The following is a 23,939-nucleotide window of genomic DNA, read 5'->3' as shown; positions in this document are numbered from 1 at the left end:
TCAGAATGAGAATACCAATTTTTAGCAATTGCGATTGACTTTACTGTACAATCAGCTCATATTAGTAGTTTTTTTATACAGTGTAAAATAGTTTTTCTCCCTAAATCTTTCTTCGGTTTGACACTTTTGGTAGCTCTTTTAGGAGTTTCTTAGCAAGCCATATCCACAATCTATTTTCGCGGAGTACTTGTATATAGTTGGTCCCGACTTGATTGAGCCGAGCAAAGATACTTGGCTGTCTTAGTACAAAGACCCATAGCAACGTTGTGATTCTGTATAAAAGCCCTAACCAGGGGTGGTAAACGATTAATGCAATCAGGCTCAGGTCAGAAGCAGCATGACCTTCTTCGACTTGTTGAGCAGAAAACTGAGGTAAGACGAGTGATAATTGATCGCCGTGCTGCCCAAGCAAGCAGTCAAGGACAACTGCATCGTTAATGGCTGCGGTGCAACCTTGTCCCAAAAGACTAAACATAGAGTGTGCAGCATCCCCAATCAGTACTGCCCCACCCTCCAAGTGATGATAGCACCGACACTGACTCCAGTATTCATGCCCCGGCTGGGCTTCTAAGAATGCCGCAGCTTGCTCTGGGTCAAGCTTAAGTGTAGGTAAGTTTTTTGGGAACATCTCCTGTAATAACTGCTGTAATTCCTCTACAGTTGTAATTCCACAGGGATTGACTTGATCGCTACTGCCTATTGGTTCCCAAAAAATCAGCGCAGTTAAATGCCCATCTTTTCGCGGTAAGCAGCCACCAAAAACAAGACCATATTCAGTACTTCGCTTTTGAAGTCGAATGATCCGAGGTGGAGATTTTTGTAATTCTGCCTGCATCGGTAGTTGCAGTACTTTCCATACCTGTGGTCGTTGCTGCTGTTGAAAATCTATTTCGTCTGGTCTTGAGATGATCATCGCACTTCGGATGGTCGAGTGAATTCCATCTGCCCCCACTAGCAGATCGTAGGCTACTTTTTCATAACCAGATTCTCTCTCAATCACGATCTCACGATGTGCCAGATCAACATCTACGACTGAAGCTTTAAAGTGTAGTGATAGCCGTGAACTCTCATCAGAGCTTCGATCGCCATAACGCATCAGTAGTGAGCGCACAAGTAAAGCACATACAGTCCGACGCGGAATCAAAATAAGTTCAGCCTTCGTGAATTCAATCCCTTGAGAGGCTAACTGCTCCCCTAATCCTTCGATACTGTTCAACCAAAGCTGTACTCTTGCACCTAATCCCAAGCCGAACCCTCGACTGTCAAAAGATTCTAGACCTTTCGGATTTTGATTACAGTCATATAGTTGTACCGTATGCCTTGGGCTTTGGGCGAGCAATCGATGGGCTAAGAATAGACCTGCTGGCCCTGCGCCAACAATGACGATATCCATATTAACGCGAGTTTACAAACTGGTTTACGTACAAAAATAATGAGACTTTAATTACATAAAAAAAGGTTTGTATTCCTAACCCAAGTCCAGCTAGACTTTAAATAAAATTGATTTTTTCATCGGATAGTGTTATGAGGAACTTGTATATGATTAGATACCAAATTTATCATACGGAAACGGGGGATAAAAACCCAGAAGTCCCAAGTCTTACCTAAGACTCCTCTTCTTACACCACCATACTGCTTTGGAGCGAATTCAAGGCAGTTTTTGTTTTAGGCATCATTCAAGCCTGATAATAGAGGGGTGAGAGTTCTCGCCGTCGGGGAGGATTGAGAAACTTGCCAGTATATACTAGTAGCATATTATCTGCCGTCTCAGTGGCTATTCATCAAATCAATCTCTTGCATTGCGATCGCCATACAGCCAATGTTCATACTAGCTAAAATAAATCTCAGAGTGGGCAATAAAAATTAATAAACATCAAAAATGCTTGAGGGAGTCTAAAATTGGTAAATCTAAACAGGCTCTTGAAAACACCTGTGTTGTTGTGCTTCTCTCAATTATGCTCGTTGCGATTAGATGCCGACAGTTGAATCATCTCAGAAAAACGTGAATACTTAACCGCATCGGTAGGGGGATAATCCGCCGACACTGCAAGTAAACCAATTTTTATATCCTCAAAATAAATCACACCCCCAATACGTCCTTTAACTTGGAAAGATCCATGAAATAACTGATACTTTGCAATGTAGATCAGAAAAAAGCCACTAATCTTTATTGCCCTGCCAAACAAATGCTGACAAGTTTTGTGGAGGACAGCATCTAGGTATCCATTATAGGCAGGCTCACCCAGTTCAGTAAATTCCTCCTGATCCGCAAAATGATCCATATAAAATAACCAGATATGGGACAAGTCTGCTTCAAACGTCAGTTTTTGCTTAAGTTCCTGCAATCGGTCGATTTTCATAGTGTGGATATTCACTTTAGGGGGCCCGCAGACAGCACTGTTAAAAATCTACCACAGCGATCGCTCCAACCCACCGGAGGTGAGCGGATCATCAGCAGGAATTACAGCCACTCTAGATATATCACTTGTCACCTATTTCCCCGCAACCAGGGGTGGAGATTCCCAGGAAAAATTTTTTGGTGCTGCAATAGATTTATATTCTGTTAGGTGAAATCATTGCTGAATAGGACATAAAACTTCTAATTCACTAGGATGAGTTAAAACCTTGCCTAATAGCTCACTGAAATAAACAACTTGATAATTAGGTGCAAGTTCTGTTTGCAATTGCTTCCACAGGCTGATTCGTTCTTCCTCAAAAGCTGCTTCAGCTTCTTCACTCAAATCTGGTGAGTTAGCAGGATCTTCCCAGTTCAACTTTGCCTTATAAATTTCTTCCATTTATTCAGGCGTTTAATAGTTTCTGGAATTAATGGCAATGTTTCTGGATCAATGTTACCAACTTTCTCAGGACTTACCCACCATAGCGGATAGCATCCATAGTCAGCCATGAGTTTGATTTTTTCTGCCTTAAACTGTCTGTCTTGTATCATGTTCAATATTTCCCCAGGTTTCAGGTAGAGGGTTGACCCAGGAAATAGGCACAGAAACAACATCTAGAGTTTCACTGTCTTTAAAGATTTCTAAAATATATCCTGGCTCTTGCTGAGTTTTAGTAGGACGCAGATGATCCAACACAACCCCTCTATCGCCAGCTTTTACAGGACTATTAGGAACATTGTGCTTCAGTTCTACCCACTGAAATAAACTAGCTGTTGTCATCGTTTAAGTCTCCTGTGATTTATCAGGATATAGTGTTATAAATCTAACAAATTCTGTTTCTTCATCTTGTTGCCAGATAGTAATTACCTTAATTAATTGACCATTAGGCCCAGTCCACTCGCTTTTAACCTCAAACTGAGTCCCCCAATCACTAGGGGTGACTTTTGCAATTTCAGAACCTTCTACAGCATTTATTATATCGTTCTTAAGAAGTTCCCAGTTATCAAGATTATATCCTGCTAAAGCTAGATATCTTGATTTATCACTTTTAGGTTGATAAACAAGTAGGTATTTAGTGATTTTTTCATCTTGAATTACTAAACCTGATGGTATTTTCATTATATTTAATTTGGTTATTTTAAATAGTTTTTGAGAGAAATATATAAAAATTAATATTACATCTATGGTATCTCATAATTTAATTTTTATCACTAAAGCAAAAAAATGGGGGTAAAGAGTATACATAACTCCTCACCCCTCAATATTCTCAATTAAACTCTAATCTAAGCCCCAACAGCTTCCTTGGCGGCATACAGTACCTCAGCGTTGATCTCTTTGAAACCGCGATCGCGGGCAAATTTTTCAGTATTACGCTTCACTTTACCGCGAACAAATCCAGGAATCTTATTCAATTCTGCTTGACCATCTTTTGTCCAATTCAAATCAGAATCAGCAGAAATTCCCCTAGTAATAACTTCTTTGGTATCGTGACCACCAAAGATTTCTAATAGGTGATCTTCCATTCCCAAAGTGAAGGAATTGTAGATCAAATCTGTAATCTGATTTGTACCTTCGTAACCCATAAATGGTTTGTAACCAATGGGGAAGTTTTGGACGTGGATTGGTGCAGCAATTACGCCACAGGGGATATCCAAACGCTTACCAACGTGGCGTTCCATTTGGGTGCCGAAAATGGCGGAGGGTTCGACACGAGCGATCGCATCTCCAATTTCACCATGATCTTCGGAGATTAGCACTTCATCGCAATACTCGCTAACCTGTTCGCGGAACCAGTCTGCATCATATTTACAGTAGGTTCCAGCCCAAACAACATGAATCCCCATTTCTCGCGCCAGAATCTTGGTAATGGCGGCGGCGTGGGTGTTGTCACCAAAAACCACAGCTTTTTTGCCAGTCAAGTTTTGACAGTCAATCGAACGGGAAAACCAAGCAGCCTGAGATACATGCAGGGTTTGCTCATTGATGAAGTTTTCGTAGTCAACTTCTGCACCTTGAGCGTTAATTACCTGCTGAATCTTGCGAATACAACGGGCAGTTTCCACTACACCCATTGGAGTAATGTCTATATAAGGTGTGCCAAATTGTTCTTCCAGGTAACGAGCTGTGGTTAAACCGAGTTCACGGTAAGGCACCAGGTTAAACCAGGCTTTGGGCATCTTCTTCAAGTCATTCACCGAAGCACCTTCGGGAATTAAGGTATTTACCTCAATCCCCAAGTCAGCCATCAGCCGTTTCAGTTCGGTGCAGTCGTGATTGTTGTGGAAACCAAGGGTGGTAGTACCGATAATGTTAACCGAGGGTTTCTCAGTTTTGCCTTCTGGCAATTCGCCCCGCTTCCGGGCTTTTTCAATGTAGTATTGAACGATTTGATCGAGAGTGCGATCGGCGGCTTGCAGTTCGTTATAGCGGTAGTGGTTCACATCCGCCAGCATTACGTCTCCTTTTGCTTCCAACTGCGATCGCTCGACAAAGTTGTGCAAATCCTCTTGCAAAATGCTGGAAGTGCAGGTGGGAGTTAACACAATCAAATCTGGGTGTTCCTCGGCATCCTTGCGGATGATGTTATCTACCACCTTCTCTTGAGAACCACGCGCCAAAACGTTGCGATCGACGACACTGGTTGTCACCGGAGTAAAATCCCTCTCGCGCGATAGCATGGAGCGCATGACGTTAAAGTAGTCATCGCCAATGGGGGCGTGCATGATCGCATGAACATTTTTAAAAGAAGTAGCGATTCGCAGAGTGCCAATGTGGGCTGGACCTGCATACATCCAGTAAGCCAATTTCATGTTTGTGTTCTCCCTTTTCAACAGAAATAACACGGAGTCCGATAAGAGTGGACTGTGACATGACTCCGACCTGTTCGCGCTTGCGTCTCCCCTTGGGAGAAGGTACGGAGCTTCTAAGAATCACTTCAAAGACTTCCTAGTTACTCCCTTACGGGATTTCGACTTTGACCTAGACTGAGATATCTGATATCTCAGTCCCTGGCAAACCGTCTGCATAGGCGTTTTGGATTCCCGACTGTCCATCGGTACTAATTAGCATTCCACTATCTTAAGATATTTGGTGGCAAATCCAATACTGGTAAAGCCGTGCTAGAAGCACGGGGTTTTAAACCCAATTTTTCGATAAATTAACTTAGAGAGGTGTTAATTACTGCCGAAAAATTTCTACTTTTTGTAACACCACCTCTTGATTTGGACGATCTCTAGTCGTAGGCACATTAGCGATTTGGTTGACTATATCTAGACCTTGGACAACTTCACCAAAAACACTGTGTTTCTTGTCAAGGTGAGGCGTTGCTGCTTCTGTAATGAACCATTGTGAACCATTTGTACCGCGTCCGGCATTAGCCATCGACAGGATACCTGCACCAGTGTGTCTCAATTCGGGATGAAACTCATCCTCAAATTGATATCCCGGTCCACCAGTACCCCATCGGCTGGCCGTATCCAGATAACGACTCAGAGGATCGCCACACTGAATCATAAAATCAGGGATGACCCGGTGAAAGCGAATCCCATCGTAGGCTGGAGTCCCCTTACTAGATTCACCAGTTTTAGGGTCTTTCCAGTCGATTGTTCCGGTTGCTAGACCGACAAAATTTTTGACGGTGTTAGGGGTTCGCTCTTCCTCCAAACGAACTACAATTTCACCCAAGGAAGTAGTTAAACGAGCGTGCAGCGTGCCATTACCGGGAATATTAATTTCTGGAAAGTTCATCAGATATCCTATTTTAACAAGTGCCAGTATTTGACCTATGATAAGTTTATCAGCATTCAAGTTGCTCGCTTTAGTCATTACAAAAAAACTGAACGAAGGAAACTTGAGCAAAGGAATATTTCACTCTGGCAAATTTATCGCTGGATTACGGCTAAAGAATCCTCTAGGGACTAGCTTAAAGCCAACTCGGTGAACAGGCATCACAGGCCAATCTTCCGATCGCGGAATATGAGTTATACCCATTGTGTACCACAGCACGATATCTTCACCCATCAAGGATTCATCGTCAGCAATATATTTTGGTAAACCCTGTCCAGGTTGAGTCTGGTTGGGATAATCGCCACCAGCATAGAGTTCAGTAGGTTTATATTTTGTTACCCAGACGTGGTGAGTCGCAAATTCTGCCCGTTGACGGATTTTTGAGCCTTCCACAGGGAAAAATACGGAGTTTCCTCCTGGCATCAGCATATATCCAGGTGCAGCGCCTAGAGGATTCTTTTTATCTGCACTCACAATCATCCATTCCCGACTGCTTTTCATATCCAAATCGCGCACAGCAGTAGTTTCTTTTGTTAGTGGGGTTTCTGCAAGTGCGATCGCATTTCCTAAAGGATTTTTTTCATCCATCGGCAAAGCTTTGACATTCATTTCCATCACGGAATTAGCTTGACCATCGACATCGAAATCTAGGCGATAGTTGAAAAAATGCTGGTGATTTACTCCGAAGATATTCTTAGCAATCAACCGACCATAAGAATCATCGTCAGATTGCTTTTCATCAGCCGTTCCCTGCGCCAGTACGATACCCGTTAATTCATTTTGGACTTCCAAAGTCCCATCCTCGTGAAAAATCCAATTGATGCTGTAATCATAGTTGTCAATGGCCGCAGTCATCGACATCACTAATTCTCGACTGCGACGGACATCATTACGCTGAGTATTATATTCATAGTGCTTCCACAGCATTCCGTTATCGCGCTCGTAGATACCGATAACCCCTGGCATTACATAAGGTTCTCCCTGCTCATTAGCAAATACAGCATTTAGTAATAGGCCGTTTTCGGGAATTTCCTTACCTAACTCCATCGTATTTGCTAGCAAACCAAGGTTATATTCTCCAAGATCAAAGGCATTTCTAAATGACCAAGTAGGCTCAGGATCGCCATAAGGTACTACCATTTCTGATAGGCTAGCGCGGTATAAAACTGGTCGGATATTTTCCCCGTCGTCGCGTGTCACTTGGTACAGCATTAATCCATTACGAGGATGCATTAAATAGCGAAACTTCCAACCTTGCCAGCTAATTTCATTGTCTTTGATCTGGAAACTTGCACCATTTGGTTGCAGAATCTTTAATGCTTTAAGTGGTGAAAGTAATTTGCCCAAAGATTTGATATCGTAGTTCCAGTTTTCCTTAGAGAAAGGTACGTTTCCTCTGTCAACAAAACTGGCGATTTTACCTGTGTTAAAATTGACGGTTGCTAGCACTCCTTCAATCGGACTACCGTAATAGTTCCAGCCTTTGCCTTTATAGTAAGATAAGCTCCGACAAAGACGATTACCTGTTGCTTCTTCCTGTTGACTCAGGATTCCTGGTGCCCACGAACTGATTTTGACTTGATCGAAATCAGTAATTCCCCGCCTTTGCATCGCTTTTTGCCATCGAGGATCGGCTTTGACTATCTGAGTTGCTAGTTCATATTCGGAATTAACGATCGCAGATTGGACAGAGGGTATTTCTTTCCAAGAACTTAAGGTTTTGCTTGTCAGATCAACAATTCCCTCATAGGTTTTGTTTTGCGATCGCTCAGAGATTACCAAAAAAGCTTTTCGCCCAAAGGCTTTACCCGGTGTAAAATTCAGAACTTCTTTTTTATCTGGTTCTTGTAAAGCAATCAGTGGAAAAACTGCGATTTCGCTCAAAGTTTTTTCTCTTTTGATCACCGAAACAGCTGTATTAATTTCTGCCTCTCTTAGCGAAGTGAGAGGATGGGAAATCGCAGGCTGTTGAGCCGTCAATATTTCCATTAGTCCCAGTGAGATCGAAATAACGACAATGATCGGAATAGCTAGCCGCAAAAAACGCTTTAACCGCTTAGTCATCTTTGACATTTTTAGAAAAGACTTATAGTTATCTATTTCCAAGCCTAAGATTGAAAACCGATAAATTAAGAGGTTAAAGCCAAATTAATTTGTTAACAGTTGGAGAGTAAGGATTAGGTAGGACTTACGCACAAGTTACGGAATAACGAACCACAGAGGCGCAGAGGACACAGAGAAATAAGAGTTTTAGAGATATTTTGCGTAAGTCCTATTAGGGACTAGCTAACTTTTCACGGCATCTGTAAAACCTCTGTCTAAATTTCCCCCTTCCCGACACGGGAAGGGGGTTAGGAGGTTAGGTTTTCATGGGCTTTTCGACATGACTTGAAAAGTCAATACCCAATGACAAATAACCTTAATTTACGCAGAAACCAACCGACGTAAAGATTCAGCACGGCGTTTAGCAATAGCGTTATTTGGAGCAAGTTTTAGTGCTTCTTCGTAACTTTCTAACGCCTGAGTAGTTAATTTTTTTTTCTCGTAAGCGTGTCCGAGATTATTTAACCCTGTCACATAGTCTGGTTTAGATTTGAGAGCTTCTTTGTAGTGACGAATTGCTAAGTCATATTGCTCTTGGCTAAAATAAATATAACCCAGCCCGTTGTAAATGGGGGCGATATCTTTTTCTTCCTCTTCTTGGGCAGCTTTCAGAGCTTTTTGAAACAGCGCGATCGCTTGAGAATACAATTTTTTCTCTGAATAAATACTGGCTAACTCATAATATTCTTGAGTCGTACCCTTTTCTTTCTCTAACTTCTTTCGCAATCTTGCAAAGGAGCCTTCAATCTTGCGAGTTTTGAAAATCTGGCGAAGAACAGCCACGGCTGCAAGTGTGAGGAAACCTACCAAAATGGAGAGATAAACAACGGCTAGACTGTTATCCATTGCTGCAAATACAAATATTAAAAATTGCTTCTGTAATCTATTATCAGCCTATTGGGCATGATGGAGATCAGGATAATTATCCTAACTCCTGTACAGACGCGATTAATCGCGTCTCTCTTTTACGGTAAACCCCAATATTGAGAGCGTTGCTGGAGCCAACCTTCTGCTAAGTAACGAGCGATCGCTTCATTTACATTTCGTCTTAACTTATCGTACTGCAATCCCTTGGGCATGACTACAGACAAGGGTTCAGTTGATAGCTTAGTTTGCAGTAGCCGATATTGGGGATATTGTTGCACCCAACCGCTCAGAACGCTAGCATCTGCGGCAAAGGCTAAGGCGGCATTACTTTCTATTTTCTCTCGCGCTTCGTGATATGAATTCACTCCTACCAACTCGGCGCTTGGGAGATAGTACCGCACTTTAGCAATGGTGCTGGAATTGTTGAGTACAGCAACTTTTTGTTTTGCCAAATCACTCAACTGCTGCACAGAGGTATCTTTTGTAACTAATACAGTGCTATCCAAATAGTAGGGAACACTAAAACTAACTATGCGGGCGCGTGACTCAGTAGCTGTGACTCTAGCGATCGCAAAATCAACTTTCTTGTCTAAGACTACAGACAGGCGATCGCTATTTGCGACTGGTTTAAACTTGACAGCCTTAGCTTTACCAACTAAATCAACACTCAAGCGCTGTGCTAAGTCAATTTCCAAGCCCTGCAAATTGCCACTAGCATCCCTAAATCCCAACGGACGCAAGTTATCTTTAACGGCAACAATTAGATAGCCTCGCTGCTGAATTTCTGGCATTTCGGCAGCAGATGCAGTTAATCCCGTCCCCACTATGGAAAAGCAAAAAATCCAAAAAATAGTGGCGGATAATACCAGATGTAACCGAGTAATTACTTCCCATCTGCTACATCCGTTATACATCCGTTACCACCTTTATCCTTTTGCTTGATTTGCCAATTCAGCAACTTTGCCGAAGCTAGCTGGATCGAGGACTGCCAATTGCGCCAACATCTTCCGATTTAGTAAGATATCAGCTTTTTTCAAGTTCCCGATCAACTGGCTGTAGCTCAAGCCGTGTTGCCTTGCAGCAGCGTTGATGCGGGTGATCCAGAGGCGACGAAAATCGCGCTTTTTCTTTTTGCGATCGCGGTAGGCACTCCGTAGCGCCTTCATCACTTGTTGGTTGGCGGTTCTAAACAGAGTTGAATGGGAACCGCGAAAACCTTTAGCTAGTTTGAGAATTTTATTGCGGCGCTTCCGAGCTACATTACCGCGTTTTACCCTTGTCATAACTTATTTCCTAAAATACTTACAAATATGGGAGCATCAAGCGCACGTTAAGTTCATCGCGTTCATGTACAAGCGCACTATGGCGCATACCACGCTTTTTGTTGGAAGATTTGTGCTCTAAAAGGTGGCTTTTGAAAGCTTTACGCCGGACGATTTTGCCGGTGCCGGTGGCACGGAATCGCTTCGCTGCGGCTTTACGAGTCTTTAGTTTAGGCATGGTTTAGCTTTAATTCGACACGACCCATAATTATATACTAAAAAAATTGCTTGAATGGCAATTAAATAAGGGATTTAACTTTTACGCCGTAAGTCCGCCACTGAATTTTGTACTGAGAATTCAGTGGCGGGATATTCGGATTGTAGCTTGCTTCTCCCTTGGCGTCGCCTCCCGTAGGGAAGGAGTACCTTCTACGGCGTTGCTGAACCAAAATATGAATCAAGCGATCGCCTTCGATAATTGCGTTCTTGATATTGTGCCGTTGCTCGTCGGTTTGCATTGCCAACATTGGCCCAAAATGTTTGTTACTCTCTTAACTGAAGTGTTAGTAGATTGATCAGTTGTTGTAAAGTGATTTTAAAGAGTCAGTGAGCGCCCAAGGCATTGAGCAAAATTTTAATTTAAGTCTTTGTTAGTAAAATGGAACCTGAATTCAACTTTTTTCAGCAGTGGTATCCCCTCTCACCAGTCGAAGATTTAGTCTTAGAGCAAGCAACTTCAGTGACACTTTTGGGACTGCGTTTAGTTATCTGGAAACCCAAATCATCTCAAACTTTTCGGGTGTTTTTAGATCAATGTCCTCACCGCCTTGACCCCTAAGTGAGGGGCGCATTGATGACAAAACAGGGAATTTAATGTGTAGCTATCATGGTTGGCAATTTGATCAGCAAGGACTTTGTACTCATATTCCCCAAGCAGAAAATCCAGAACTTGTGAGTAAGAATAAAGAAAATCTGTGTGCTGTAACACTACCTGTTCGTCAGGAACAGGATTTACTCTGGGTTTGGCCAGATGCCAAATCAAGCGAACAAGCTGCTAATACACCCTTACCTTGATCACCGCAAATAGATGCTAGCATTGGCTTTGTTTGGTCTTCTTATGTACGGGATTTAGAATATGACTGGCAAACCCTTGTGGAAAATGTAGCAGATCCTAGTCATGTTCCTTTTGCTCATCACGGCGTGCAGGGCGATCGCTGAAAAGCAAGACCTATACCAATTAAAATTGTGCAATCTACACCAAATTTGATTGAAGCGGCAACAGTTGGGAGCTTTGAAACAACAATCACTTTTGAACCACCTTGTCGCTTGGAGTATGTAATCAAGTTTGGTAACTCTGAAAAGCAGGTTGGACTTGTCACTTATTGTATACCAGTATCTCCTGGTAAATCTCGGATTGTTGCTCAGTTTCCCCGTAACTTTGCCAAAACACTCCATCGTCTTAGACCCCGTTGGTGGGATCATATTAGCGAACGCAATCAAGTTATTGATGGAGATATGGTTCTTCTCCAGCAGCAAGAGTATTTTCTACAACAGACACAATCGACCCCTAGCTGGAAAACTTCCTATCGACTACCTACAAGTGCAGATAGGCTAGTGATTGAGTATAGGAATTGGTTTGATAAATATTGTCAAGGACAGCTACCCTGGAATCAAGTAGGAATAAGTGTTCCAGAAATCAGGAATCTAAATAACAATCGAGAACAAGTTTTGGATCGCTACAAACAGCATACGCAGCATTGTAGTAGCTGTCGGCGGGCCCTGAAAGTTGTGCAACGCTTGCAGGCAGGGCTTTTGATCTACTTTGCTATTACTGTTTGTGCTGTTGCTCTCCTTCCTGACACTTTAAAAGTTAAGCTGGGTTTACCCCTAACTGTGACAGCCCTACTAAGTTTAGGAGCTTACGCTTGGTTGAAATTCTGGCTTAGTCCGAGGTTTTACTTTGTAGACTATATCCATGCACAAAGATAGGGGTCAATGATTTGGGTGTAATATACGAGCTGACACCAAGGGCAAAATAGCTTCAAATACTTATTTACTAAGTTTGCAGTTGACACATATGTAGTTTTATTTACCACGTTGCCGCCCATTCTTACAAATATGAATTGATTCACACCTTGGACATTTCATAGCGATGTCTACGACGGGCTATTCGGCGTCGCCCTAATTCATATTTCTATTCTGCAACGCCCCTTCTACTTCTCTACGAGACGAGACGCGAACATTGCACTCGCAATGACGACATATCGTAAATAATTAGGCGGACATAATATTACCAACTAGAAGCAGGGAAGAAGAATAAAGATACTGGATCAGGGTTTCAGTCTTAAGTTGACACTAATGACCAGCTATATGCTAATATTTCATGGCATTATGTTAAAAAACTTTGCCTAGAATCAAAGAGTCGCCAACCCATGAGTTTAGCTGTAATTAAGTTCTCTTCAGAAGAGTGCGGCATTTGCCACAAAATGTCTTTTTATGACAAAAAGGTGGCTGAAGAACTGGGTTTAGAATTTATCGATGTCAAAATGCAGGATACGGCTGCTTACCGCAAGTATCGCAAGATTTTATTAACTCAGTATCCCGATAAGTCAGAAATGGGATGGCCTACTTACATTCTCTGCAATTCTCCAGAAGGGGAATTTCAAATTGTGGGTGAGGTAAAAGGAGGTCATCCGAAAGGGGAGTTTAGAAGCCGTCTTCAAGAGGTTCTAAATTCCACAGCTAATCAGAACTAATTACCTCAAAAGATTTGACCTCCAGGACAGGGCCAATCATGGCAGTTGTCATGACATCCTCACGTACCTGTCCTTTAACTTTTGCTTTTTGTCCAGCTTTGAGTAAGTTTTTGTCAGCCCCTCTGAGGATTTCGTAAGTAACACCCTCTTGTGTGACTAACGCCCATGCGCCTGTACCAATATCACGGCGTTCGATTGAACCTGTAAGTGTAATGCTCATAAACAGTGCTGAGTTGTGAGTGGGGAGTGGGGAGAGACGCGATTAATCGCGTCTGTACAAAGAATTAGGAGAGACGCGATTAATCGCGTCTGTACAAGAATTAGGAGAGACGCGATTAATCGCGTCTGTACAAGAATTAGGAGAGACGCGATTAATCGCGTCTGTACAAGAATTAGGAGTGGGGAGTTAGGAGTTAGAAGTTATTAAGAATTCTTTTCCATGCCCCATGCCCAATGCCCAATGCCCAATGCCCAATTCCCCATTTATGCTATTTTTTCTTCGTTTTTCAATGCTAAACGAGCAAGCCCATAACAGATTAGGGCATTGGCGATAAGGAATAAGCGTGCTAAGTAATCACTTCCCAAACCCCAAACTGCTGGGTTGAAAAACGCACTTACTGTCAAGCACGCTGCTACACCTAAAGTTGAACCAATGGCAAACCATTTCCAACTAGGATGTCCCAGCAGCAATGCCATTAAGACAATGGGAATCAGTACGCTGGCAAACAGGGGATTCAAGGCATCAGTTCCCTGGAGGCTACTGCCTAGTTCGGGAATTGAACTGCCCAAAACCCGGAAAGGCCACTGGGGAAGATCAAAAATATAGATTCCCTTGAGGAAGAATAACCCAGAACTGCCAGCAATTAAGCCACTGGATAAAGACCAACTCCAAGTGAAGGGGAAGTAAACCCGTAAAAACCAAGCTAGCAGATAGGAACCAACTACCATTAAAATCTTGGGTAACAGCGCGATCGCACCACCATCAATCCAAAAGCCGGGGTTAAGATAGCCGTTATCCCGTAACCATCGAAAGAAATCTGGGAAACTGATTTGTCCCCCAAAGGCTAGTTTAACTGCTGCTTCTGCATTCAGGTGTCCAGCGCCATAATAGTTCAAACCATCATCCTGGATAACTCGCGCTGACTGCTTCAGGACTTTTAACACTTCATCTGGTTCTTTGATGCCAGCAGCTTTGATTAATGCCGCAACACCAGCAACGTGGGGAGCAGCCATGCTTGTACCCTGGAAGCCCAGAAATACGCCTTCGCCGTTTTCGTCGATAGTTTCTTGGAGAATCTTACCAGCTTCACTACCACCCGGAGCCGAGATATCTACCCCTGCACCAAAGTTAGAGTAGGGCGCTCTTTCCCCATCTGGGCCAATTGCCGAAACGCCGATGACGTAGGGATAGCGGGCTGGATAGCTTGCCCCATTAGTGTTTTCATTCCCGGCTGCGGCAATAATAACTACACCTTTTCTATGGGCATACTCGATCGCTTCTTTCATCAATTTGCTTTCACCACCACCGCCTAAGCTCATATTAATCACATCTGCGCCTTTATCAGCAGCAAATTTAATCGCTTCGGCAATATCGGCAACAGTACCGCCACCATACGAACTGAGTACCTTTAGCGGCATCAGACTGGCTTCATAGGCAATTCCAGCGACGCCATATTTGTTATTTGTGGCTTGGGCAATAGTTCCGGCAACATGGGTACCGTGACCATTATCGTCTTTGGCTTCTTCTCGGTCGTTAACAAAATCATAGCCTTTGACGAATTTTGTCTCATACAAGTCCCGCACCTTAGTAATACCAGTGTCAATCACTGCGACTGTGATGCCACTGCCTTTGGTTTGACTCCATGCGCCTTCAATGCCGATTTGGTGCAAGTTCCACTGCTTGCTGTAATATTGGTCATTGGGGCCAGTTAATGAAGGACTTGCTTCTTCATCTTCTTGGGGTCTCAAAAATTCTCCAAGCCTTGCTGGTTGACCGGGTTGTGGAATCTCCCTGTAGATATAATTTGGTTCAATGAATTCTGTAGCTTGGGCAAACTGAGATTTTTTCAGTTCTTGGAGTCGCTGGCGATCGCCTTTGACAATATACACATGATCTTTTTTGGAAAACTTGTTGTCTAATTGGGGTGTAACATTGTATTGTTTGGCGATCGCTTGTAGATTCTGTTCCACCACAATTGATGGAATATCTTCCCGAAAATCAAGCAAAATCGTCTCAAACTCTCCTTTAGCTGCCAGTCCCTGAAAATTCAGGAAACCAAACATGGCAGATCCCAGCCCAATGACAAACAAGCACAATAATATAAGCTTTCTCATAAGACCTCGCGGTATGGGGGAAACTCAGTCACAAAGCGTGCTGACAGCGTTGGGACACCTGCGGTTTTAACCGCAGTGGCATTATCGCCTTGGAGTTGTTCAATTTGGTGTACCTATGTAATGTACTTTCAACGGGACAATTACCGTTTCTAATTTCGCAACTCTGTACGCATAATGTTTTGCTCAATTAAGCCTCCCTTACGGGGTTAAGTTAGCTTTGACAATGTTAGAGGTCGGTAACTTTCCAAACGACACAACATAACCCATCTACAGATGTTTAATCGTTCAGTTCTAGTGCAAGGAACTAGCTACGCATTCCTTGGTAGGTCTTTTAACTCTTGCCTCTAACGTAGTTCAGTTAAGAACTTAGTCTGGTCAGTTATCGTCTTGGTCTTAGGCTAGAAGCCCAGTGTCTTCAGACCTGGGTTGCTGACCGCTTTTTGCCAGATTGCTCACTACCATAACTTATCTGCATCCTTTATTGGAAGATTTTGCGCTTTTAGTTACAAGTTTTACTCAGGACTTTTTTAAACGATGGAACGTGGTCTTTTGTGGTTGCCTCTCTTGGTAATGTTTTTCTGGTTAGCTTGGCAAGGTTCGAAGGAGTATCAAAAAGTTGAAGCCTATCGCGCTTGGGCAGAGCAATTTGAACGAGCTAAGTACGATATTTATTCAGTATTAGGTCAAAAAGGCAACAATCTAACTTGGGGAAAACCCACGCCTAAAGGGCCTATTCAACTAGAAACATTCTCTTTGCTTGATGTTAAAGAAATATATCTTTTAGTAGATGATAAACAAGTAGATTTGGAAGATATACCGGAGAAAGGTCGTTCTATAGAATTAGAATTTCTATTTTCCGAATCTACTAACTCAGTGCGGGTTCCGTTTACAGAAATCCCTTTGGCAGCAGAATGGGGTAAGTTTTTGCAGGGAGTATTACAAGACTTGCGATCGCAACCACGACAGTAGTTATATTTAAACTATAAGTTCCAGATAATACGGCTATTTCTGGTCAAAAAGTAGGGACACAAATAAATATCTTGCGCCCCGATGTGTGTAATCTATTTAATTGAAAACCGCTTTGAAAGTCGATTCATGTTTGGATTACACTTGGACTCAGTTAACCCGATCCAACTATGCTTGAACGATGAAGTCGGAAGCAGTAAGAGTGGGCGCACCAGTAAGTTGTGCAAATTGACCACCACTACCGAAACCAGCAGCGCTACCATTTTGATTGTATAGTAACTGCCCAGTCATCGGGTTGTAGACAATTGCAGCATTGCTAAGTGCCCCTAAAGTGGTGATTTGAAAATCATTGACGTTACTAAAACCCGTTCCCACAGCAGAAGTAATGGCAGTAAAGGTGGTCTTATCCAGAACAATCTTGTCACCTTGAGAGTGATTGAAGTCAGCGATCGTATCAATACCCACAACAGCGCTATTAAAGGCAGAATTGGTGTCGTAGAGGAAAGAGTCAGCACCTATACCACCCACAAGAGTATCATTGCCTTGTCCACCAATGAGAAGATCATCACCAGCACCGCCCCGCAGTAGGTCGTCACCACCGCTGCCATTGATGGTGTCATTACCCCCTTGACCATTAATCACATCGTTGGAATTGTAAAAACCGCTGATGTTATTGTTCAAGTCATTGAGGAACGTGACAGCGTTTGGGGTGGAAATATACGGTTGAGTGGAGTTAGCATTAATCACATCAAAGCTTTTGGTAACACTGGCTTCTCCGTCAAATTGGATATTACCGATGGCGGGTCTTGTTGTTGATGCGACTAAGTTATCTAGATTTTCTAAGTTAAAGTTTTGCAGAGTGACTTTGGTATTAGCCACATCTTCAAAGGTGACTTCTAAATCGTTGCCATTTTGAGTTAATTGCAGATTTGTCGCAGTCAAGCCAGCCCCAATAAATTGCAAGGTGTCTATTTTGGCAATCACCGCAGCCGAAGGGTTTGAGCTAGTACCTACACCGCCAAAGTTCGTGATGGTGTCATTGCCATTGTTTAGCCGAGTAATAAAGGTGTCATTGCCAGCTGTGCCATTGATAATGCGGGGAGCTTCGTATGCACCAATATCAATCACTGCTGTGCCATTACCATCGCCATCCTGGGGAATGTTCGTACTAATGCCATTGAAGGCGTTGGAACCAGCATCGATCGCAGCACTTCCAGGTTTGAGTGCAAAATTCCCGTGGGCTGCATCAACAAATTGGGGATCTTGACCCAAAATATTCTGCAATCCTGTGGCATTTAGATTATCTGAAGCTTGAAATTGAGAAGAGTTATAAACAAGGTTGTGGTCAAAGTTGACATTTGTAGAATATCTCAGAACATTAGCCACTTGATTGTCGCTGGCATACATGATATTGTTAGAAACCCTAACATTCTCTGAGTAATTGACTTTAATCTCGCCGGTGTTAGCGACATTAAGGCTATTTTGGTAAACTGTATTGTTGATAATATCGACATTGTTAGCTTTGAAAGGGTTAATGCCAGAGTTACCATTGTTGTAGACGATGTTATTAGCAATTAAAGTTTTGCCAAGATAAGGTGTTCCATCTTTACTCTGATTAGTAGTATCAAGCATTAGCCCATGCCCTTCAGTAATCTGACCAGTTTGTTGCCAGGGAACCAAACTTTGATTATCAAAAACAATATTGTCTCGATAAATTATTTTGTAATCAGTAGTATTGTTATCAGAATTAAAAGCATTAAGTGTTGTGACACCCTGACTACCATAAGGTGAATACCAAGCATTTCCAGACACAACATTTTTCTCAACTGTAATGTAGTCTGAATTACTGGATTCAATGCCTCCACCTGGAAAGTTACTAACTGTGTTACCAGAGATGACAATGTGATGAGGATTACTACCGCCCACTCCTTGGCTATTTGTCCAAGCTTTGACATTAATTCCAGTGGAATTGGTTAAGGGATTGTTGAGATTATCTTTCTGTTGTAAGGCATATGCTAGAGTGATGTTTTCCCGATTGCCTTCTAGATCAAGTCCTTCAATCCGCACGTAGGATGAGCTAAATATATTAATGCCACTTCCGATTGTTTTGATTATAGGCGTAGCTCCTGGATAAGCTTTGATTGTTGTCCAGTTATTTGCTGAACCATTAAAGTTAAAAAGCGTAGTGCCTTTGTCATAAGTGCCATTCATGACGTAGAGCGTATCACCTGTTTGCATCTGATACACGGCTCTACCCAAGCTGCGAAACGCACTTCCTTCGATTAAGCCATTATTGTTATCATTGCCTGTTCCAGAAACGTAATATGTTTTGCCAGCCATAGTTTTAGTCCGAATGTGTGTAAGGTGAATTGGAGTTATTTGAATGCATGATTTGTCTGGACTTTTCAAGACAGTCACAGTTGTCCGATGGCGACTTGAAATCGCATCGGTTGTAAAAACGTTGTTGTCAAACTAAAAAATTTTCTCCTGTCAACCGTTGATAGTTAAACCAGGGATATGAATACGGTGATTATATTTGGCATCGAAATCCCTCTGAACTTTGTTCATTGTCTGAGTTCAGCAGGTTGCCAAATCGGCATAGTAAAATCCACCCCTGGATAATAGCTAGGGACTTAAAGTTACAGTGGTAAAAGTTAAATTGGTTGAAACTTTAGTTGGTTGACCCCTTAAGTTAAGGGAACTAATGTAAGAACTTAGTTGAACCTGTTGTAAGCGGTGTAATTGAGTCTTGTGGACTTATGTATTAAAACTAACCTTTACAAAAGGCACATGATATCAGTAAATACGCTAGATATAGTTATTATTTTTACAGCAAAATTAAAACTATTACTTAGATATCGTGGTAAGCTCGATTGATTTATAGTGTGGTAGCGGAATAGAGAGCGTTTTGTGCAAGGATTTGATGAAGTTTCTCTAAATATTTTTAAAGAAGCGATGCCTTCTTTACCAGACGCTATAATCCGAACTTCTGCCTTGGCGTAGCGTTTGGTAGAGAAGGGGAGATGCCAAAGACGAACGGTGATTCAGCACTTTCAAGTCAGGTTTCCGTAAATGTTTGTAGTTTCGATCAGGCAGGAGGCAGGAAGGAAGAGGGTTTTAGCCTAGTTCATCAATTTTTGAGATAGTTTGGTTTGATTGCGCCAACTTACTTAGGAATAAGAATTAAATAACATACAATTTATGTCCCTGGCTTACCTCACCCTCATTCCCTCTCCTTTATAAGGCTACGGTGTACACACAAGTCGAAAAAAGCTCGATTGACCATTGTTCTCTGCTTCTCTTGTTCCCATGCAAAGCTAGGAATGGCTGATTAGGGGCTGCTGCCTCCAGCCAGACACTGAGCCAGAGACTCAATGAATGCATTCCCATACTCCGTATGGGAACGAGGAAAGCCTTATCAAGTTAGGTTTGGTTTTTAGGACTTATGTGTACACCGTAGTCCTTTATAAGGAGAGGGAAGCTGGAGACAGGATGAAATTTTGCATTTTATTTAATCCACGTTCCTTAATCTTCATAATATGGGTAACGTTTTTATTGGAAAGATGTTTTTTGGAATGGTTATTATTTGACTACTGTGGTGGTGTCACTAGCTGAGGGGAAGGAGCAATGGCTTGGCGTTGGGAGTAATGCTAAATTTGTTAATCCTTGGGAATATTGCAGTCTGTATAATTCGTAAAAACTAAAAACTTTGCCATTAATATAGATCACACACATCGGGGTGCAAGATATTTGCGCCCCGATGTGTGTAATCTATTTAATTGAAAACCGCTTTGAAAGTCGATTCATGTTTGGATTACACTTGGACTCAGTTAACCCGAGTTAACTATGCTTGAACGATGAAGTCGGAAGCAGTAAGAGTTGGCGCACCAGTAAGTTGTGCAAATTGACCGCCACTGCCCAAACCAGCAGCACTACCATTCTGATTGTATAGTAACTGCCCAGACATCGGGTTGTAGACAATTGCAGCATTGCTAAGTGCCCCTAAAGTGGTGATTTGAAAATCACTGGACTTACTAAAACCCGTTCCCACAGCAGAAGTAATAGCAGTAAAGGTGGTCTTATCTAGAAAAATCTTGTCACCTTGAGAGTGATTGAAGTCTGCGATCGTATCAATACCCACAGCAGCCCTAGTAAAGGCAGCATTGGTGTTGTAGATGAAAGAGTCAGCACCCATACCACCGACGAGAAGATCATTGCCTTGTCCACCAATGAGAAGATCATTGCCAGCACCTCCCCGTAGTTGGTCGTTACCACCGTAACCATTGATGGTGTCATTACCCCCTTGACCATTAATCACATCGTTGGAATTGTCAAAACCGACAATGTTATTCTTCAAGTCATTGGGGGCGTTAATAGTGATGCGGCGAGCTTCGTATGCACCAATATCAATCACTGCGGTGCCATTACCATCGCCATCCTGGGGAATGTTCTTAGTGATACTATTGAAGGCGTTGGAACCAGCATCGATCGCAGCACTTCCGGGTTTGAGCGCAAAATTCCCGTGGGCTGCATCAACAAATTGGGGCTCTTGACCCAAAATATTCTGCAACCCTTTAGCCTTTAGATTATCTGAAGCTTGAAATTGAGAAGAGTTATAAACAAGGTTGTGGTCAAAGTTGACATTTGTACAATATCTCAGAACATTAGCTACTTGATTGTTGCTCGCATACATGATATTGTTATCAACTCTAACATTCTCTGAGTAATTGACTTTAATCTCGCCGGTATTAGCGACATTACGGCTATTTTTGTAAACTGTATTGTTGATAATATCGACATTTTTAGCCTGGAAAGCATCAATACCAGAGTTACCATTGTTGTAGACTATGTTATTAGCAATTAAAGTTTTGCCAAGATAAGGTGTTCCATTTCTACTCTGATTAGTAGTATCAAGCATTAGTCCATGCCCTTCAGTAATCTTACCAGCTTGTTTCCAGGGAACCAAACTTTGATTATCAAAAACAATATTGTTCCGATAAATTATTTTGTAATCAGTAGTGTTGCGATCGGAATTAGTAGCAAAAAGTGTTGTGACACCCTGACCACCATAGGGCGTGTACCAAGCATTTCCAGATACAATATTTTTCTCAATTGTGATGTAGTCTGAATCACTGGATTCAATGCCTCCCCCTGGAAAGTTACTAACTGTGTTACCAGAGATGACAATGTGATGAGGATTGCTGCCGCCCACTCCTTGGCTATTTTCCCAGGCTTTGATATTAATTCCAGTGGAATTGGTTAAGGGATTGTTGAGCTTATCTTTCTGTTGTAAGGCATATGCTAGAGTGATGTTTTTCCGATTGCCTTCTAGATCAAGTCCTTCAATCCGCACGTAGGATGAACTAAATATATTAATGCCACTTCCGATTGTTTTGATTATAGGCGTAGCTCCTGGATAAGCTTTGATTGTTGTCCAGTTATTTGCTGAACCATTAAAGTTAAAAAGCGTAGTGCCTTTGTCATAAGTGCCATTCATGACGTAGAGCGTATCACCTGTTTGCATCTGATACACGGCTCTACCCAAGCTGCGAAACGCACTTCCTTCGATTAAGCCATTATTGTTATCATTGCCTGTTCCAGAAACGTAATATGTTTTGCCAGCCATAGTTTTAGTCCGAATGTGTGTAAGGTGAATTGGAGTTATTTGAATGCATGATTTGTCTGGACTTTTCAAGACAGTCACAGTTGTCCGATGGCGACTTGAAATCGCATCGGTTGTAAAAACGTTGTTGTCAAACTAAAAAATTTTCTCCTGTCAACCGTTGATAGTTAAACCAGGGATATGAATACGGTGATTATATTTGGCATCGAAATCCCTCTGAACTTTGTTCATTGTCTGAGTTCAGCAGGTTGCCAAATCGGCATAGTAAAATCCACCCCTGGATAATAGCTAGGGACTTAAAGTTACAGTGGTAAAAGTTAAATTGGTTGAAACTTTAGTTGGTTGACCCCTTAAGTTAAGGGAACTAATGTAAGAACTTAGTTGAACCTGTTGTAAGCGGTGTAATTGAGTCTTGTGGACTTATGTATTAAAACTAACCTTTACAAAAGGCACATGATATCAGTAAATACGCTAGATATAGTTATTATTTTTACAGCAAAATTAAAACTATTACTTAGATATCGTGGTAAGCTCGATTGATTTATAGTGTGGTAGCGGAATAGAGAGCGTTTTGTGCAAGGATTTGATGAAGTTTCTCTAAATATTTTTAAAGAAGCGATGCCTTCTTTACCAGACGCTATAATCCGAACTTCTGCCTTGGCGTAGCCTCTGGTAGAGAAGGGGAGATGCCAAAGGCGAACGGTGATTCAGCACTTTCAAGTCAGGTTTCCGTAAATGTTTGTAGTTTCGATCAGGCAGGAGGCAGGAAGGAAGGAAGAGGGTTTTAGCCTAGTTGATCAATTTTTGAGATAGTTTGGTTTGATTGCGCCAACTTACTTAATCTTCATAATATGAACACTGAAATAAACTCCAGAATACCTGTTGCTTTAACCATTGCTGGTTCCGATAGCGGTGGCGGTGCAGGAATTCAAGCTGATTTACGCACCTTTGCTTTTCACTGTGTCCACGGTACTAGCGCTATAACCTGCGTCACGGCACAAAACACTCTAGGAGTGAGCAGGGTTGATGCCATGGCAAGAGAGGCTGTTGTGGCGCAAATTCAGGCAGTAGTTGAGGATATTGGCGTACAAGCTACCAAAACGGGAATGTTGCTCAATCAGGAAATTATCTTTGCTGTTGCCCAGCAGGTAGAAGCTTTACAAATCGCTAATCTAGTAGTTGATCCAGTAATGGTGTCACGTACAGGATCACAATTGATTGATGATGATGCTGTGAAGACTCTGTGCCATGCCTTGATTCCCAAGGCAGTTATCATTACGCCGAATCGCTACGAAGCCCAGATTTTGAGTGGTTTACAAATTAATTCTTTGGAGGATATGCAAGCTGCTGCTGAAATTATTCACAAGACTTTACGGACGAAGGCTGTTTTAGTCAAGGGCGGAGGTATGCAGGGAGATATGCGTGGTGTTGATATCTGGTTTGATGGGGACAAGTTGGAAGTTTTGACTACAAAGCAAGTAGAGACTAAAAATACCCACGGTACTGGTTGTACACTATCGGCTGCGATCGCTGCTAATCTGGCTAAAGGAAAAGACTTGTGGCAGGCAGTGCAACAGGCAAAGGAGTATGTGACTACTGCACTCACTTACGCCCTAGATATTGGCCAAGGGCAAGGACCCGTGGGACACTTCTTCCCATTGTTACGAAATTAACCTTTTGTGATCAAGAGGATTGGGAACTGGGGCATGGGGAGAAATAAATTCAAAATTCACGCATTCAAAATTGAAGAAGTTCTGCCTCCTCTTTCCCAATGCCCAATAAATCTTTGCCCTTTCGGCATTTTTCTATTATTCTTGGGCATAGTTTCAGGGCTGACTATCTC

The 23,939-nt window shown here is 42.3% G+C and carries 22 protein-coding genes and 1 pseudogene; 5 read left to right on the top strand and 18 right to left on the bottom strand.

Going from position 1 to position 23,939, the window contains the following annotated elements; genetic code table 11:
* Positions 1-100: 100 nt before the first annotated feature.
* Together V7K31_RS01160 and V7K31_RS01155 are read right to left on the bottom strand one after the other, a co-directional pair.
* Positions 101-1,393 carry an FAD-dependent oxidoreductase gene (locus V7K31_RS01160; RefSeq protein ID WP_335092087.1) on the bottom strand — a complete coding sequence of 431 codons (1,293 nt, stop codon included), beginning with the start codon at positions 1,391-1,393 and terminating at the stop codon, positions 101-103.
* Positions 1,394-1,949: 556 nt separating this feature from the next.
* Positions 1,950-2,360 carry a hypothetical protein gene (locus tag V7K31_RS01155; RefSeq protein ID WP_335092086.1) on the bottom strand — a complete coding sequence of 137 codons (411 nt, stop codon included), beginning with the start codon at positions 2,358-2,360 and terminating at the stop codon, positions 1,950-1,952.
* Position 2,361: 1 nt separating this feature from the next.
* Here V7K31_RS01155 and V7K31_RS01150 point away from each other — a divergent pair, with 1 nt between their 5' ends.
* The gene (locus V7K31_RS01150) at positions 2,362-2,571 is read left to right on the top strand and encodes a hypothetical protein (RefSeq protein ID WP_335092085.1); all 210 of its coding nucleotides are present in this window, start codon (positions 2,362-2,364) and stop codon (positions 2,569-2,571) included.
* 2 nt (positions 2,572-2,573) lie between these two features.
* Here V7K31_RS01150 and V7K31_RS01145 read toward each other — a convergent pair whose 3' ends face one another.
* The 12 genes from V7K31_RS01145 to V7K31_RS01090 form a co-directional block, all read right to left on the bottom strand.
* Positions 2,574-2,798 (bottom strand): hypothetical protein, encoded by a 225-nt coding sequence (locus tag V7K31_RS01145; RefSeq protein WP_335092084.1) that lies wholly within the window; start codon positions 2,796-2,798, stop codon positions 2,574-2,576.
* Positions 2,771-2,908 (bottom strand): hypothetical protein, encoded by a 138-nt coding sequence (locus tag V7K31_RS01140; RefSeq protein WP_335092083.1) that lies wholly within the window; start codon positions 2,906-2,908, stop codon positions 2,771-2,773. The genes V7K31_RS01145 and V7K31_RS01140 overlap by 28 nt, the downstream gene beginning before the upstream one ends.
* A gap of 19 nt (positions 2,909-2,927) precedes the next feature.
* On the bottom strand, positions 2,928-3,179 hold the full coding sequence (locus tag V7K31_RS01135; RefSeq protein ID WP_335092081.1) for a hypothetical protein: 252 nt from the start codon (positions 3,177-3,179) through the stop codon (positions 2,928-2,930).
* A gap of 3 nt (positions 3,180-3,182) precedes the next feature.
* Positions 3,183-3,518 carry a DUF6883 domain-containing protein gene (locus tag V7K31_RS01130; RefSeq protein ID WP_335092080.1) on the bottom strand — a complete coding sequence of 112 codons (336 nt, stop codon included), beginning with the start codon at positions 3,516-3,518 and terminating at the stop codon, positions 3,183-3,185.
* 164 nt (positions 3,519-3,682) lie between these two features.
* Entirely contained in the window at positions 3,683-5,209 is a 1,527-nt protein-coding gene (bchB, locus tag V7K31_RS01125; RefSeq protein WP_335092079.1) for a ferredoxin:protochlorophyllide reductase (ATP-dependent) subunit B, read from the bottom strand.
* Positions 5,210-5,576: 367 nt separating this feature from the next.
* Positions 5,577-6,224: a peptidylprolyl isomerase gene (locus tag V7K31_RS01120; RefSeq protein ID WP_335092078.1), complete on the bottom strand. Its 648-nt coding sequence runs from the start codon at positions 6,222-6,224 to the stop codon at positions 5,577-5,579.
* Between the two features lie 42 nt (positions 6,225-6,266).
* Entirely contained in the window at positions 6,267-8,249 is a 1,983-nt protein-coding gene (locus tag V7K31_RS01115; RefSeq protein WP_335092077.1) for a primary-amine oxidase, read from the bottom strand.
* Between the two features lie 360 nt (positions 8,250-8,609).
* Positions 8,610-9,134 (bottom strand): tetratricopeptide repeat protein, encoded by a 525-nt coding sequence (locus V7K31_RS01110; protein ID WP_335092076.1) that lies wholly within the window; start codon positions 9,132-9,134, stop codon positions 8,610-8,612.
* A 119-nt stretch (positions 9,135-9,253) separates the two neighbouring features.
* Entirely contained in the window at positions 9,254-10,069 is an 816-nt protein-coding gene (locus V7K31_RS01105) for a transporter substrate-binding domain-containing protein (RefSeq protein ID WP_335092075.1), read from the bottom strand.
* 12 nt (positions 10,070-10,081) lie between these two features.
* The gene (gene rplT, locus V7K31_RS01100; RefSeq protein WP_229545555.1) at positions 10,082-10,438 is read right to left on the bottom strand and encodes a 50S ribosomal protein L20; all 357 of its coding nucleotides are present in this window, start codon (positions 10,436-10,438) and stop codon (positions 10,082-10,084) included.
* A 19-nt stretch (positions 10,439-10,457) separates the two neighbouring features.
* Positions 10,458-10,655 carry a 50S ribosomal protein L35 gene (gene rpmI, locus V7K31_RS01095; RefSeq protein WP_335092074.1) on the bottom strand — a complete coding sequence of 66 codons (198 nt, stop codon included), beginning with the start codon at positions 10,653-10,655 and terminating at the stop codon, positions 10,458-10,460.
* A 61-nt stretch (positions 10,656-10,716) separates the two neighbouring features.
* Positions 10,717-10,935, bottom strand: coding sequence for a hypothetical protein (locus tag V7K31_RS01090; RefSeq protein ID WP_335092073.1), 219 nt, complete (start codon positions 10,933-10,935; stop codon positions 10,717-10,719).
* A gap of 140 nt (positions 10,936-11,075) precedes the next feature.
* On the opposite strand from V7K31_RS01090, the pseudogene V7K31_RS01085 reads away from it, so the two are divergent.
* Both V7K31_RS01085 and V7K31_RS01080 read left to right on the top strand, forming a co-directional pair.
* A pseudogene (locus V7K31_RS01085) lies at positions 11,076-12,406 on the top strand (aromatic ring-hydroxylating dioxygenase subunit alpha).
* 443 nt (positions 12,407-12,849) lie between these two features.
* Positions 12,850-13,173: a thioredoxin family protein gene (locus tag V7K31_RS01080; protein WP_292800934.1), complete on the top strand. Its 324-nt coding sequence runs from the start codon at positions 12,850-12,852 to the stop codon at positions 13,171-13,173.
* Here V7K31_RS01080 and V7K31_RS01075 read toward each other — a convergent pair.
* Both V7K31_RS01075 and V7K31_RS01070 read right to left on the bottom strand, forming a co-directional pair.
* Positions 13,160-13,393 carry a hypothetical protein gene (locus tag V7K31_RS01075; protein WP_335092072.1) on the bottom strand — a complete coding sequence of 78 codons (234 nt, stop codon included), beginning with the start codon at positions 13,391-13,393 and terminating at the stop codon, positions 13,160-13,162. The genes V7K31_RS01080 and V7K31_RS01075 overlap by 14 nt on opposite strands.
* A 263-nt stretch (positions 13,394-13,656) precedes the next feature.
* Positions 13,657-15,507, bottom strand: a complete 1,851-nt coding sequence (locus V7K31_RS01070) for a S8 family peptidase (protein WP_335092071.1) — start codon at positions 15,505-15,507, stop codon at positions 13,657-13,659.
* A gap of 534 nt (positions 15,508-16,041) precedes the next feature.
* On the opposite strand from V7K31_RS01070, the gene V7K31_RS01065 reads away from it, so the two are divergent.
* Positions 16,042-16,476 (top strand): hypothetical protein, encoded by a 435-nt coding sequence (locus V7K31_RS01065; RefSeq protein WP_335092070.1) that lies wholly within the window; start codon positions 16,042-16,044, stop codon positions 16,474-16,476.
* Between the two features lie 165 nt (positions 16,477-16,641).
* Here V7K31_RS01065 and V7K31_RS01060 read toward each other — a convergent pair whose 3' ends face one another.
* Positions 16,642-18,813, bottom strand: a complete 2,172-nt coding sequence (locus V7K31_RS01060) for a choice-of-anchor Q domain-containing protein (protein WP_335092069.1) — start codon at positions 18,811-18,813, stop codon at positions 16,642-16,644.
* Between the two features lie 1,504 nt (positions 18,814-20,317).
* A complete protein-coding gene (locus V7K31_RS01055; protein ID WP_335092068.1) occupies positions 20,318-22,099 on the bottom strand; it encodes a calcium-binding protein in 1,782 nt (593 codons plus the stop codon).
* Positions 22,100-22,947: 848 nt separating this feature from the next.
* On the opposite strand from V7K31_RS01055, the gene thiD reads away from it, so the two are divergent.
* On the top strand, positions 22,948-23,769 hold the full coding sequence (gene thiD / locus V7K31_RS01050) for a bifunctional hydroxymethylpyrimidine kinase/phosphomethylpyrimidine kinase (protein ID WP_335092067.1): 822 nt from the start codon (positions 22,948-22,950) through the stop codon (positions 23,767-23,769).
* Positions 23,770-23,939 lie beyond the last annotated feature (170 nt).

Origin of the sequence: Nostoc sp., from assembly GCF_036917675.1 — a bacterium.
In the GTDB taxonomy this organism is placed as follows: Bacteria; Cyanobacteriota; Cyanobacteriia; order Cyanobacteriales; family Nostocaceae; genus Nostoc.
The sequence above is the reverse complement of the archived record's forward strand: the minus strand, read 5'-3'. Positions and strand labels throughout refer to the sequence as shown.

Coding starts and splice junctions, on each gene's coding strand:
- V7K31_RS01160 (WP_335092087.1), bottom strand. CDS start 1,393: ATGGATATCGTCATTGTTGGCGCAGGGCCAGCAGGTCTATTCTTAGCC.
- V7K31_RS01155 (WP_335092086.1), bottom strand. CDS start 2,360: ATGAAAATCGACCGATTGCAGGAACTTAAGCAAAAACTGACGTTTGAA.
- V7K31_RS01145 (WP_335092084.1), bottom strand. CDS start 2,798: ATGGAAGAAATTTATAAGGCAAAGTTGAACTGGGAAGATCCTGCTAAC.
- V7K31_RS01140 (WP_335092083.1), bottom strand. CDS start 2,908: ATGGCTGACTATGGATGCTATCCGCTATGGTGGGTAAGTCCTGAGAAA.
- V7K31_RS01135 (WP_335092081.1), bottom strand. CDS start 3,179: ATGACAACAGCTAGTTTATTTCAGTGGGTAGAACTGAAGCACAATGTT.
- V7K31_RS01130 (WP_335092080.1), bottom strand. CDS start 3,518: ATGAAAATACCATCAGGTTTAGTAATTCAAGATGAAAAAATCACTAAA.
- bchB (WP_335092079.1), bottom strand. CDS start 5,209: ATGAAATTGGCTTACTGGATGTATGCAGGTCCAGCCCACATTGGCACT.
- V7K31_RS01120 (WP_335092078.1), bottom strand. CDS start 6,224: ATGACTAAAGCGAGCAACTTGAATGCTGATAAACTTATCATAGGTCAA.
- V7K31_RS01115 (WP_335092077.1), bottom strand. CDS start 8,249: ATGACTAAGCGGTTAAAGCGTTTTTTGCGGCTAGCTATTCCGATCATT.
- V7K31_RS01110 (WP_335092076.1), bottom strand. CDS start 9,134: ATGGATAACAGTCTAGCCGTTGTTTATCTCTCCATTTTGGTAGGTTTC.
- V7K31_RS01105 (WP_335092075.1), bottom strand. CDS start 10,069: ATGTATAACGGATGTAGCAGATGGGAAGTAATTACTCGGTTACATCTG.
- rplT (WP_229545555.1), bottom strand. CDS start 10,438: ATGACAAGGGTAAAACGCGGTAATGTAGCTCGGAAGCGCCGCAATAAA.
- rpmI (WP_335092074.1), bottom strand. CDS start 10,655: ATGCCTAAACTAAAGACTCGTAAAGCCGCAGCGAAGCGATTCCGTGCC.
- V7K31_RS01090 (WP_335092073.1), bottom strand. CDS start 10,935: ATGCAAACCGACGAGCAACGGCACAATATCAAGAACGCAATTATCGAA.
- V7K31_RS01080 (WP_292800934.1), top strand. CDS start 12,850: ATGAGTTTAGCTGTAATTAAGTTCTCTTCAGAAGAGTGCGGCATTTGC.
- V7K31_RS01075 (WP_335092072.1), bottom strand. CDS start 13,393: ATGAGCATTACACTTACAGGTTCAATCGAACGCCGTGATATTGGTACA.
- V7K31_RS01070 (WP_335092071.1), bottom strand. CDS start 15,507: ATGAGAAAGCTTATATTATTGTGCTTGTTTGTCATTGGGCTGGGATCT.
- V7K31_RS01065 (WP_335092070.1), top strand. CDS start 16,042: ATGGAACGTGGTCTTTTGTGGTTGCCTCTCTTGGTAATGTTTTTCTGG.
- V7K31_RS01060 (WP_335092069.1), bottom strand. CDS start 18,813: ATGGCTGGCAAAACATATTACGTTTCTGGAACAGGCAATGATAACAAT.
- V7K31_RS01055 (WP_335092068.1), bottom strand. CDS start 22,099: ATGGCTGGCAAAACATATTACGTTTCTGGAACAGGCAATGATAACAAT.
- thiD (WP_335092067.1), top strand. CDS start 22,948: ATGAACACTGAAATAAACTCCAGAATACCTGTTGCTTTAACCATTGCT.